This window comes from Paenibacillus sp. M2 (assembly GCF_046713495.1).
GTDB classification, from domain to species: domain Bacteria; phylum Bacillota; class Bacilli; order Paenibacillales; family Paenibacillaceae; genus Paenibacillus; species Paenibacillus amylolyticus_B.
Map to the genome: position 1 here is coordinate 259,396 of NZ_CP169648.1, position 13,428 is coordinate 272,823.

At 48.9% G+C, this 13,428-nt stretch carries 10 protein-coding genes; all 10 read left to right on the top strand.

Going from position 1 to position 13,428, the window contains the following annotated elements:
* The first annotated feature begins 202 nt into the window (after positions 1-202).
* The 10 genes from ACETMN_RS01230 (at position 203) to ACETMN_RS01275 (ending at position 13,325) form a co-directional block, all read left to right on the top strand.
* Positions 203-376: a hypothetical protein gene (locus ACETMN_RS01230; protein WP_244661153.1), complete on the top strand. Its 174-nt coding sequence runs from the start codon at positions 203-205 to the stop codon at positions 374-376.
* A 526-nt stretch (positions 377-902) separates the two neighbouring features.
* On the top strand, positions 903-1,670 hold the full coding sequence (locus tag ACETMN_RS01235; RefSeq protein ID WP_411735657.1) for a copper homeostasis protein CutC: 768 nt from the start codon (positions 903-905) through the stop codon (positions 1,668-1,670).
* 31 nt (positions 1,671-1,701) lie between these two features.
* Positions 1,702-3,162 (top strand): alpha-L-fucosidase, encoded by a 1,461-nt coding sequence (locus ACETMN_RS01240; protein ID WP_091012092.1) that lies wholly within the window; start codon positions 1,702-1,704, stop codon positions 3,160-3,162.
* Position 3,163: 1 nt separating this feature from the next.
* On the top strand, positions 3,164-4,945 hold the full coding sequence (locus tag ACETMN_RS01245) for a beta-galactosidase (RefSeq protein ID WP_411735658.1): 1,782 nt from the start codon (positions 3,164-3,166) through the stop codon (positions 4,943-4,945).
* A gap of 105 nt (positions 4,946-5,050) precedes the next feature.
* Positions 5,051-5,917, top strand: coding sequence for a sugar phosphate isomerase/epimerase family protein (locus ACETMN_RS01250; protein ID WP_411735659.1), 867 nt, complete (start codon positions 5,051-5,053; stop codon positions 5,915-5,917).
* 252 nt (positions 5,918-6,169) lie between these two features.
* Positions 6,170-7,228, top strand: a complete 1,059-nt coding sequence (locus ACETMN_RS01255; protein WP_091012096.1) for a Gfo/Idh/MocA family protein — start codon at positions 6,170-6,172, stop codon at positions 7,226-7,228.
* Between the two features lie 701 nt (positions 7,229-7,929).
* Complete coding sequence (locus tag ACETMN_RS01260) at positions 7,930-9,342, top strand: alpha-L-fucosidase (RefSeq protein ID WP_091012098.1); 1,413 nt, start codon at positions 7,930-7,932, stop codon at positions 9,340-9,342.
* Positions 9,343-9,656: 314 nt separating this feature from the next.
* Complete coding sequence (locus ACETMN_RS01265) at positions 9,657-10,634, top strand: ABC transporter permease (protein WP_091012100.1); 978 nt, start codon at positions 9,657-9,659, stop codon at positions 10,632-10,634.
* A gap of 15 nt (positions 10,635-10,649) precedes the next feature.
* Positions 10,650-11,558, top strand: a complete 909-nt coding sequence (locus ACETMN_RS01270; RefSeq protein ID WP_091012102.1) for a carbohydrate ABC transporter permease — start codon at positions 10,650-10,652, stop codon at positions 11,556-11,558.
* 129 nt (positions 11,559-11,687) lie between these two features.
* Positions 11,688-13,325, top strand: coding sequence for an extracellular solute-binding protein (locus tag ACETMN_RS01275; protein ID WP_091012103.1), 1,638 nt, complete (start codon positions 11,688-11,690; stop codon positions 13,323-13,325).
* The last annotated feature ends 103 nt before the right edge of the window (positions 13,326-13,428 follow it).

Below are 13,428 nucleotides of genomic sequence, written 5' to 3' on the forward strand. Positions count from 1 at the left end.
TAATCGGAAATATCAGGTGATAAGAGCAATCGAAAGGTGCTCTGTCATCCAAAGCAGAATACGTTGGTATATGACAAAGGACACTGTACGCGGGTGTCCTTTGTTGTAACACGGAATAGCTACTGTTATGATAGTGTTATGAGATTCGTAGTTCTGAACAATGGGGTCAGGGGTGTTGCGAGGAATGAGAAATTATAATTTTTTGAGTCCAATCCTGCTGGTTGTGGTGGCGCTGATTGTAAGAGGCCTGGTGACTAACCTGGGAGTTCTTTTCGGACTATCACAAGAAGTGGCGAGTAATATTGCCATGATAGCCATGATTATTGCTGCACTGATTATGTTTAATCGAATGACGAAGGCTCGGCGTAGAAAATAGAAAAAGCTCGGATAACCAGAAGGTTATCCAAGACATGAAGACACCCTCCGGGTGTCTTTTTTGTATTGACGTACTGATCCTAACGTTTTAGACTATTGCTAATAAATAATAACATTGTAAATAACAAAAATAACATAATTAAAAAAGGTAAAGTATTTATGTTCGTTGCACTCTCTATTTGCTAGCCCATTCCGATCCCAAAGGAGAACCCATTCATGAAGATCATTGCCGACAAACAATATATCTTTCAGGAAGGTCAGCCTTTGCAGATTGCGAAGCTGACCGTCGCCAAATAATGATGAAGAAGGACCGCAGGAGCGCTGATGAAGCGTTCAGTCGGTCCTTTATGTCATGGATCAGGCTGTGTGCAGTTCGAGTGATGGGTAACGATACGGGTTAACGGTGCGAGGGTCGGGTGAGAACACAGGATTATACTTTCGGAAGTATCTACTTACGACTTCATGCCTGCTGATGAGCACCTTATTACGCTGGATTAATTTTCAATGAAGTGAAGGGAGCGATCCTTATGGAAAGACAGCCTGTATTGGAAGTCATTGCTGTGGATGTGGAAGATGCCAAGGCAGCTGAGGAGGGAGGGGCCGATCGGATTGAGCTGGTGTCTGCGATGTCTGAAGGGGGGCTTACTCCAAGTTATGGCGTTATGGAGCATGTCGTGTCCCAGGTATCCATTCCGGTGTATGTCATGATCCGTCCCCACAGCCGCTCGTTCCGCTATAGCGCAGATGACATCCACGCCATGACCCGTGATATTCGGGTGGCGAGGGAACTTGGAGCCGCTGGCATCGTGATCGGAGCCCTCTCGGGAGAGGGTGAAGTGGACCTTCTATCCTTGCAATCATGTATGGCGGAAGCTCAGGGTTTGGGCGTTACGTTTCATCGTGCAATTGATGTGAGCGCAAGCCTGACTGAGGCACTCAAGGCCATTAACACAATGGGCAACGTGGAGCGTGTGCTTACATCGGGAGGGAAACGGACAGCGCCTGAAGCCATACTGGAACTGAAACAGCTTCAGGAACTGGGGCAAACCTTGAACATCGCTGTCATGGCAGGGTCTGGGGTCACCATAGAGGGAATTGAAACGCTAGTGAGTCAGACGGGTATCACGGAGATCCATATGGGATCAGGTGTACGCCGTGAAGGAAGCTTTGACCATCCCGCAGATTCGCAGCTTATCTCTCAAGCCAAGCAGCAGTTATTGCATGCATCACAGCCATTCATGGACAGTAGTGCAATCCGTAACGGTCCAAAAAGCAAGGGTGGTCCAGTGACATAGGAATGCACGAAATAAAAGGAGGGATAACACCATGAATCATGAACTGCAATCAGCCGAATGGATTACAACCGCAGCGCAGATCCGCCCATCCGAACGCCAGTTGAGATGGCAGGAGATGGAGTTTTACGGGTTTATTCATTTTACGGTAAATACATTCACGGATCGGGAATGGGGTACTGGAGAGGAAGACCCGTCGATCTTCAATCCTTCTGAACTGAGCGCAGCGCAATGGGTGCAGGCGTGCAAGGCTGCCGGGATGAAGGGGCTGATTTTGACATGTAAGCATCATGATGGATTTTGTTTGTGGCCAAGCCAGTTTACAGCCCACACGGTCGCGGCCAGTCCATGGAGGAATGGTGCGGGGGATTTGGTTCGGGAAGTCGCTGATGCCTGCCGTGAGGGTGGATTGAAGTTTGGCGTGTACCTGTCTCCTTGGGATCGGCATGAAGCCACTTATGGAGATTCCGAGAGGTATAACGAGTTTTTCCTCCATCAGTTACGTGAGCTGCTTACGAATTATGGCGATATCTTCTGTGTATGGTTCGATGGCGCGTGTGGAGAAGGGCCGAATGGCAAAAGACAGATCTACGACTGGGATGCGTATTACGCGCTTATTCGTGAACTTCAGCCCGAAGCTGTCATCTCGGTATGTGGACTGGACGTTCGCTGGTGCGGCAATGAGGCGGGGCATACGCGGGAATCGGAATGGAGCATTGTGCCCGCGCATATGCAGGATAATGAGAAGATTCAGGAGCAATCGCAGCAGGTGGATGATGGTGAGTTTGCCACAAGGATTAATACGCAGGACCGTGATTTGGGAAGCCGAGAGGTCATTCGTTCCCAAGGTGAGCAATTGATCTGGTACCCTGCCGAGGTGAATACCTCAATTCGTCCGGGATGGTTTTATCATGCCAGTGAGGATGATCAGGTCAAAACATTGGAAGAACTGCTCGCCGTCTATTACGGTGCAGTAGGGGGAAATGCCACCTTTTTGCTCAATCTGCCACCGGATACGCGTGGTCTCATTCACGAATGGGATGTTGAGCGACTACAGGAATTGGGAGATTCGCTTCGTGCTATTTTCCAGGAAAATTTGGCCTTGCAGGCGCTGGTAACAGCATCGGAGACGATGGATGAACAACATGTCGTATCGGAGGTGCTGACGGAACGACGGGATACGTATTGGTGTCCTCGTGAAGGAACGGAGCAGGCTTGGATCGAGCTGGATTTGCAGGAGGAAACGACGTTTGACCGGGTGGTGCTGATGGAACATATCGAGATAGGCCAACGGATTGAGCGTTTTACACTGGAGTCACAGAGGGCAGATGGGGGTTGGGAGGCGTTCTACATGGGGACGGTGGTGGGGTATAAACGAATTTGCTGTTTCCCACAGGTCACATCGAGAAGGATGCGATTAACCATTCATGAATCCAGATGGTATCCTACGTTGTCCGGGTTAGGCATATATCTGAGCGAGCGGGGAGGGTTGTAAAATGGCGTTGCTAACGTATAAAGGTTCACAATTTATGTATGATGGCGAGCCCATTCGGATTTTGTCCGGTGCCATCCATTATTTCAGAGTGGTCCCCGAGTATTGGGAGGATCGGCTAATCAAGCTGAAAGCCTGCGGTTTCAATACAGTGGAAACGTATGTGCCGTGGAATGTCCATGAGCCGCAGCCGGGGCAGTATTGTTTTGAAGGCATGGCTGATCTGGAACGTTTTATTCGCATTGCAGGAGATGTGGGTCTGCATGCAATTGTACGTCCGAGTCCTTATATATGTGCGGAGTGGGAATTTGGCGGATTACCTTCCTGGCTGCTTGCAGCTGATGATATCCGTCTTCGGTGTAATGATGCAAAATTTCTGGCGAATGTGGATCGTTATTATGATGTGCTTTTGCCCAAAATGAAACCTCTTCTGAGCACCCATGGCGGGCCGATTATTGCAATGCAAATTGAAAATGAGTACGGCAGCTTCGGGAACGACGCGAGTTACCTGCAATATTTACGTGATGGCATGGTAGCACGCGGTATGGATGTGTTGTTATTTACCTCGGACGGACCGACAGACCACATGCTGCAAGCGGGATCAATCCCGGGGCATCTGGCTACAGTTAATTTTGGATCAGGAACGGAGGGAGCGTTTGCCAAGCTGCGTGAATATCAGGCGGATGGACCTTTAATGTGCATGGAGTATTGGAACGGCTGGTTTGACCACTGGGGCGAGTCGCATCACACCCGAGAAGCTGCAGATGTGGCTGGTGTGTTTGAGGAGATGCTTCGAGCAGGAGCTTCGGTTAACTTTTATATGTTCCACGGCGGAACAAACTTCGGATTTTACAACGGGGCGAACTGTCAGCAGAAGGATCAATATGAACCGACGATTACAAGTTACGACTACGATTCACTGCTCAGTGAATCGGGGGAGCCGACAGCGAAGTTCCATGCGGTGAGGGACCTTATTGCTCAGTATAGCGGCGAAGACTTGGGTGAGCTTGTGCTGCCAGAATCGAAGGGGACCCTCGCCTATGGGCGAGTGGAGTTGAACCAGCAGGCGTCATTATTTACACAATTGGACCGGATATCAGCCCTGGTGCAACGCACGAATCCAGAACCGATGGAGAAGCTGGGTCAGGATTATGGATTTATTTGTTATCAAACCCGAATATCCGGGCCCAGGGAGCGACAGGAACTGTTGGTTCAGGAGGTGCGTGACCGTGCGCTTGTGTTTGTTGATGGTCAATTTCAGGGCGTGCTAGAACGGGGGAATACAGCAGTATCGATTTCGTTTGAAGTACCGCCAGAGGGCGCAGATCTATTGATCCTTGTTGAAAATATGGGGCGAATCAACTATGGCCCGTACCTGAGAGATCCAAAGGGCATTACGGAGGGGGTGCGACATGGCTTTCAATTTTTATTTGATTGGACGATTCATTGTCTGCCATTAACTGATCTGTCGGGTTTGCGATTTAGCGAGAAATTTTCGGCAGGGGATGAAGAAGGAGAGAGAGTGGGGGGAGGGCCAGCCTTTTACCGGGGAAGTTTTCAAGTAACGGGTGTAAGAGATACTTTTCTGCGTCTGGATAACTGGACCAAAGGTGTTGTCTTTGTAAACGGATTCAATCTGGGTCGCTACTGGAATAAAGGACCGCAAAAAACATGGTACGTACCTGCCCCACTCCTTCGCGAAGGTGAGAATGAAATCATGGTATTTGAGCTTCATCAGACGTCAGAACTGGCCGTAACGTTGGTAGATACACCGGATTTGGGCTAGGAAAAGGAAAATAGGTGAGCCAAACGATTATTGAGAATTGTCGTGTCCGCCGGAAAAAGGTATACGTTGGGTATGGACATCGACTACAGGAGAGGATGAGGAAAAATGAAAGTTGGACTCAGCACCTACAGTCTGCAACAAGCATTGGATCGCAAAGAATTAACCGTGCCAGATGCCATTCGTTGGATCGCCGATCAGGGCGGAGAACATGTGGAGATTGTTCCAATGGGATTCAGTCTGATCGAACATCCGGAGTTGATTGATGAGATTAAAGCTGTGGCAAAAGAGGTAGGAATCGATATTTCCAATTATGCTATCGGCGCAAACTTTGCTGTGCAGGAGGACGCCGAAGCGTTGGAGCAAGAGATCCAGAATGTGATGCGACATGTGGATGTGGCTGCCGCGTTAGGTGTGAAACTGATGCGTCATGACGTGGCTTTCCGCCCCGCACCAGAAGGAACCGTAGCACAGTTCGAGATCGACCTGCCGGTACTGGTGAAGGCTTGTCAGCGAATAGCCGATTATGCTGCGGGTTTTGGAATTACAACCAGCGTTGAGAACCATGGGTACTATGTGCAGTCGAGTGAGCGAATTCAGCGTTTGCTCCACGAAACGGCGCGGGAGAACTTCAAGACTACCCTGGATGTTGGCAATTTCCTCTGTGTGGATGAAGATCCGGTGAGTGCTGTGAAAAATAATATCCCGTACGCGTCGATTGTGCATGCCAAAGACTTCTATTGGAGACCTTCCTACCGGAACCCCGGTGAAGGCTGGTTCCAAACCTCGCATGGCAATTACCTGCGCGGTGCCATTGTGGGCCATGGCGATATTAACATGCCTGAAGTTATCCGTGTGTTAAAACAATCCGGGTATGACGGATATATCTCGGTTGAATTTGAAGGCATGGAGGATTGCAGAACTGCCTCACGCATTGCCATGGATAATGTCCGCCGCCTATGGGAAGAGGCATAGGGCTGAGTCCTTGTTTTAAATGAAATATGACTTGTTATGTATGGCTCAAAAAGAAAGTTAATTCACTCAGAAAAAGTAGTGGAGGGGGCGAAATCGATTCTGAAGAAGCGAAGCGTGCGCCTTTATCCCCGGATTTCCCCTTTGCAAAAAGGTGAGTGAAAAATCTGGGGATAAGAGTGATCGGAAGAACGATTCGCAACCGGAACGTCTACTCTGCAGAACTTTAATTTTATTTATGGAGGAATCAGCTCTATGTCCAAATTGAAAGTCGCCGTCATCGGTGCCGGATCCATATCCGATTGCCACTTACAAGCCTATGCCAGTAACCCTGACGTTGAAATATATGCCATCTGCGACCTGAATGCAGAACGTGCCGTAGAAGTGGCGAAGAAATATAATGCACCACATGTGTTTACCGATTATAAGGAACTTCTCGCACTGTCCGAGATTCACTCCGTCAGCATCTGTACATGGAACGATTCTCATGCCGAGATTAGCATTGCTGCGCTGGACGCAGGCAAAAACGTGTTATGTGAGAAACCACTCTGCCAAACGGTGGAGGATGCCCTCGAGGTAGAGAAAGCCGTTCATCGCAGTGGTAAGCTGCTGCAAGTTGGTTTTGTTCGCCGTTATAGTGACAATGCACAGATTCTGAAGAAGTTTATCGACGAGGGTGAACTGGGCGAGATCTATTATGCCAAAGCCTCCAGTCTGCGTCGTCTGGGCAATCCGGGTGGCTGGTTCTCCGATATCAACCGCTCCGGCGGCGGCCCACTAATCGATATCGGTGTGCATGTAATCGATATTTGCTGGTATCTGATGGGCAGACCGAAGGTGAAATCCGTCTCCGCCAACGTGTCCAACCGATTGGGGAACCGCTCGAACATTAACAATCTGTCGTTCTACAAAGCGGCAGACTATGACGCGGAACAGAACACTGTTGAGGATATGGCAAATGCCCTGATTCGTTTCGAAAATGGCGCGAGCCTGCTCGTGGATGTAAGTTTCACGCTCCATGCCAAAGCAGATGAGACTTCGGTCAAACTCTATGGCGACAAAGGCGGTGCCGAGCTGGAACCGGAAATTTCGATTATTGGCGAGAAATTCAATACCATTTTGAACATGACGCCACAGGTAGATTTCAAATCATTCGATTTTATGGGCTCATTTCGCAATGAAATCAACCATTTTATCGACAGCACACAGGGCCGCAAAGAAACACTTAGTCCCGTCGAGGATGGCGTTGAAGTGATGAAAATGCTCTGCGCCATCTACGAATCGGCACGCCAAGGCCGCGAAATCACGCTGTAAATGTTGGCATTGTATCGCCTGGATGTGGGTGCTCCACGTGGCTGCCTTACTGCTCCCGTGGCATTGAAAGTTATGAGCATTTCCGCTCCCTTCTCAATGAAAAGCTCCACTCCGGGCGAGATTTGGAGTCGTCCTATTTGCTTGCGGTTGGAATAAAGCATGGGAGCGAGCGCTAACGAATCTCAGACATCTTATTTAAGGATTCGAAGCCCCCTCAGAAATCTAAGGAACCTGACACACGCTATATCAGACTAAACAGCAGTATATAGCGTTCTTATCAGCCAATTTCGGGAAATAACGTGTCTGATGTTCCTTACAATTCAAAAAGAGGACCTAAGGACCAAATAAGACGCCCTGAGTTCCTTAAAAAATTTTCTACCCATTTGCCAGGATCAGCCAGTTTATATTCCTCTGGAGGCAAGCGGAGAATATGGGATTCATAGGAATTGAAGATGGCACCGCAATCGAAATAACAAAGTTACTACGCCCCATAATAGTTAAACATACCGTTTACGCCATAACGAAGAGTGCAGATCCAATCTGAAGAAGCGGAGCGCTCGCCTTATCCCCGGATTTTCCCTCTAGGAAAATAATCAAAAAATCTGGGGATAACAGCGATCGAAAGATGGTACTGCACTCGGAGTGATCAGGCGTAACATGCATGGTTTATCTTTTATCTAATCCAGAGGAGATGAAACAGGATGAGCGAAACCAAAGAAACCGTACTGGAGCAGGAAGAGCAGATTGTCGAAGCCGGGGTGCACAATTTTAGCAAAGAGGAAGAGTGGATCAGACCGGAGGAACCGCTGCTGAATGAACGGCTGGAGTGGTTCAAGGACCAGAAGCTGGGGCTGATGATGCACTGGGGGCCGTATTCCCAGCTTGGTCTCGTGGAGTCCTGGGCGCTGAGCGACGAGGATGGCGATTGGTCTCGTGATGACATCGACTGGACGGATGACATGGAAGACTTCAAACGGGAATATTTCGATCTCAACAAAACCTTCAATCCGATTCGTTTCCAGCCTGAGGAATGGGCACAGATGGCGGCAGATAACGGGTTCAAATACTTCCTGTTCACCACCAAGCACCATGATGGTTTCTGCATGTGGGATACGAAGACAACCGATTACCGGATTACGGGCAAGGACACGCCTTTTCATACCCATAAGTATGCGGACATCTGTCGAGCACTGTTTGACGCTTTTCGGGCTAAAGGACTCGGCATCTCAGCGTATTTCTCCAAAGCGGACTGGCATACCCCGTATTACTGGGCACCGGGTATGGAGCGTGGACGTCATATGTGGCGCGGCCCTTCGTATGATCCCCATAAGTATCCGTGGCTGTGGGAGAAATTCGTGGAGTTCACACATGAGCAGATCATGGAACTGCTGACCAATTACGGGCGGATCGAATGTCTGTGGTTGGATGCCGGCTGGGTGCGTGAAGGTCGCCATGGTCAGGATATCAGGCTTGGAGAAGTCGTGGAACGGGCGCGTCAGACCACTCAGCCCTGGCTGCTGTCCGCAGATCGTACCGTCGGTGGACCGTATGAGAATATTGTTACCCCTGAGCAGACCATCCCGGAACATCCGATGAACATTCCATGGGAGAGCTGTATTACCGTAGGAAACTCCTTTGCTTTCGGATTCGATGATCAGTACAAAACGGGAAGACAGCTGGCACATATTCTACTCGAAGTCGTGTCCAAGGGTGGTAACCTGGCGCTGAATGTAGGACCACAACCCGATGGGCGTCTGCCCAAAGGGGCAATTCGAGGCATCAAGGGCCTCGGTGAATGGCTGGGTACTCATGGAGAAGGTGTCTATGGAACCCGGATCTGCGGGCCATATTTTACGAAAGATTGGGCCTTCACGCAGAAGGAAGAGATCAACACCGTATATGCCTTCCGTTTGTACCGAAACGAGAATGAGACCGTACAACCACAGTTAATTATTCCTTATCTGGAAAAGGTAGAGCGGATCGAACTCGTCGGTAGCGATGACGTACTTTCGTATCAACAGACGGAAGACGGACTTCTCGTGGAACTGCCACAATCCGCTACAATTAATGAAGCGCCGATCACACATACGTTCAGGCTGGTCACAAGCGCATAGAAAGCCATGTCAATTCCGGGGGAGGTATAACCACCTCCGGAATTTTTATATTCATACATAAGGGACATATATCCCACCAAAAACAGCTCCAAATTGCTTGTCACACAAGGGTTTATGGAATAAAGAGAAGTCGGAGAAAATTGCAAATTGATAAAAGTTTACCGTGCGATGTACTATCAAATCAAGAAAGCGCTACCTGATATGAATGTTTACATCAATTATGTTTGACAAGAAATTAAGAACAGAAAAAAGGATGTTTAAGGGATGTAAATGTAATGTATTATTACACTTGAGGTGTAGAAGGAGTGACGCAAATGAGTCGAACTACGGAAAGCATACCCGCCAAGATGGAACTCCAGCAGAGTAAACATGTGGAGCCCAAGCGGCAGCATCCATTCATCAAAAGCCTCAAGAAACACTGGGAGCTCTACCTGCTCGTGCTGCCCCCGGTGTTGTATCTGTTGATCTTCAAGTACATCCCTATGGTGGGTGTCCAGATTGCCTTCAAGGACTTCAGTGTGGTCAAAGGAATCTGGGGAAGCCCGTGGGTTGGATTCAAACATTTTGAAGCCTTCTTCCAATCTCCAAACTTCTGGCTGTTAATCAAAAACACGATAGGCATTAGCTTCTATTCCTTAATTGCGGGTTTCCCTATTCCCATCCTGCTGGCGCTGGCGCTGAATGAGATTCGAACGGGTTACTTCAAGAAGACCGTGCAAATGGTCACTTACGCTCCGCATTTTATCTCAACCGTTGTCATGGTATCCATTATCATTCTGATGCTCTCCCCACATGTGGGCGTGGTAGACAAGCTGTTCACACTGCTCGGCTTCCCAATGACCAACTTCATGGGCATTCCGGAATACTTCAAATCGATCTATGTCTGGTCAGGTGTGTGGCAGGGCATGGGATATTCATCCATCATATATATCGCAGCTCTTGCTGGTGTTGATCCATCTCTCTATGAAGCAGCAAAGATGGACGGCGCATCAAGGCTTCGGAAAATATGGCACATTGACCTTCCAACACTCGTTCCAGTCACGGTTATCATGCTGATTCTGAGTCTGGGCAGCATTATGGGCGTGGGTTTCGAGAAAATATACCTGATGCAGAATCCGCTCAACACAAGCGCTTCGGAGGTCATCTCCACGTATGTGTACAAGGTGGGTCTGATCGGAGCCAATTTCAGCTTCTCCTCGGCAGTAGGGTTCTTTAACTCCATTATCAACTTGATCCTGCTGGTTATCGTCAACGGCATATCGCGCAAAGTATCCCAGAACAGCTTGTGGTAAAGGAGGAGCTTATCCATGTTCAACCTGATTAATCGTAACCGGATCAAGGACCCGCTTGGTGACCGCATTTTCATGACACTTAACTACATCTTTCTGTTCGCCATACTTCTAACGGTGTTTTACCCGCTCTTGTATATCATCAGTTCTTCGTTCAGCTCTTCACGAGCCGTGACATCCGGCCAGGTGTGGCTGTTCCCGGTCGACTTTAACATCAAGGCGTACATCTCCATTTTCAAAAGCCAACAGCTTATGCTCGGTTTTTATAACACGATCATTTACACCGTGGTGGGCACGTTCATTAACGTGACGCTGACTGTCATGCTGGCGTATCCCTTGTCCCGTAAGTCATTCTACGGACGAGGAGCCATTATCATTTTCATGATGATCACAATGTTCTTCGATGGCGGTCTGATCCCCACCTACCTCTTGATGAAGGACTTGCACTTGCTGGATACACGCTGGGCGATGTGGCTGCCCGGGGCGCTCGCAGTATTCCAGGTCATCGTGGCAAGGACTTTCTTCCAATCTTCCATCCCGGAAGAACTCGGGGAGGCCGCCGAAATGGACGGTTGCCGGGATATCCGGTATCTGATCAGCGTAGTTCTTCCCTTATCAAAGCCCATTCTGGCAGTCATGACACTCATGTATGCCGTAGGTCACTGGAATGCGTACTTCGATGCACTGATCTACCTGCGTTCCGAGAAATTGTTCCCTCTGCAATACGTGCTTCGCAATCTGCTCATCCTGAATGCGGCTGATCCGGCGATGCTCGCCAATACCAGCCAACAGATGCGGGACCAAGGGTTTGAGCAGGTGTTGAAATATGCACTGATCGTTGTGGCGAGTATTCCAATTCTGATCATGTATCCATTTGTACAGAAGCATTTTGTTAAAGGGGTCATGGTTGGTTCCCTGAAAGGTTAATCCTTGTGAGTTAAGCCCGGTTGCCTCTTGAAAGGAGGTGGAAGGAACACGCCAGCTTCCGGGATCGATTTTATACACGTGCAGTACAAGTCAATAATTTGCCGTTATGAACAAAAAGGAGGAGTCAGATTGAGAAAATCTTGGATTTCGATGTTGTTTCTGGTCTTTGCTTCGATGGCTTTGTTGTCCGCATGCAGTTCATCCGAGGAGTCGGGTGGAAGTAGCGACGGTAGCGGGGAGAGCGGCGGTCCTGTAACCATGACCCTTTTTGCTCCGCAAGGCAAAGCGTCCATGGAAGAGAATGAATTCACCCAATTTATCGAAGACAAGTTCGACGTTACCCTAAAATGGGATCTGGCCCCAACGGACGCCTTGCAGGATCGCAGACAATTGCTGCTGGCTAGTGGTGATTATCCCGAAGTGTTTCTTCACGGCAAGTTCACCACCTCAGACCTTCAAACCTATGGAAAACAGGGCGTGTTCCTTCCGCTACAAGATCTGATTAAGGAGTATGGTCCGAACCTGACCAAGATTATGGAAGAGAAGCCATACTTCAAAGAAGCCATTACGGCGCCGGATGGCAACATCTATGCACTGCCGATCTTCAATGAATGTTACCACTGTACGTATGCACAGAAATACTGGATCAACACAGAATGGCTCGATAATCTGGGTCTGAAAATGCCAACAACAACCGATGAACTGTATACCGTTCTGAAGGCGTTTAAGACACAGGATCCCAACGGTAACGGGAAAGCGGACGAGATTCCACTTACGGGTGCACCGAACAAGTATGTATGGAATGGCAACATTGATGCCTATCTGATGAATAGTTTCATATACAATGACAACGACAAGTACCTGATCGTGAACGATGGCAAGGTGAGTTTTGCCGCCAATCAGGAAGGATGGAAGAAAGGGCTGGAGTACATGAACAAGCTGTATGCAGATGGCCTGATTGATCCAGCTTCCTTCACGCAGAACGATCAGGCGATTGGACAGCTGGGGAACAAAGAAGGCGATGAAGTGGTCGGCTCCATTACAACGGCGCTGGTCAGCTATCTCGTAAATACCTATGACAAAGACATCACTCGTCACCAGCACTGGGATATTGTCCCTCCATTGAAAGGGCCGGATGGCGTGCAGACAACAGGCGCCACGCAGAGCGTGGGTGAGTTTGAGTTTGCCATCACGAACAAAGCGACAGAAGCACAGCAGATTGCCGCTATTAAAATCGTAGACTACATGTTCAGTGAAGAAGGTGCGCTGTACGCGGAGTATGGACCAACCGAAGGCAAGGGCTGGAAAAAGGCAGATGCTGATGAGAAAAACATCAATGGCGAGCCTGCCAAATACAGTTACTACAACCTGCCTGAGCGTGATCCGAACGTTGTTGTGAACGAGAGCTGGTCACAGATCGGAGCACATGACTTGTCCAACTCGTTCCGTAATCTGTTTGCCGAAGGGCAGAATCCTTTAGAAGCAGAGGGTTATGGTACACGTCTGGCGCAAGCTACCAATGTGTATGAACCCTATGCACCAAAAGAAGTATACCCTGCGAACGTGTTTATCCGTCCAGAGGATACGGAATCAGCTGCACAACTGACTACTGCCATCAAGGATTATGTGCAGACGAATATGGCGCAGTTCATTATTGGCAGCAAGAGCATTGATAAGGAATGGGATTCGTATGTCAAAGGCTTCGATGGTCTCGGACTGAGTAATTACCTTGAGATCTACCAGCGTGCCATTGAGAAGAATCAATAATTGAAGGATTGAATATAGAGGCTGTCCCGTCTGTCACCCGTGACCGGGATGGTCTTCTCCTATGACAACCCCACGTCATCCGATATAATGTACTGAATATTTA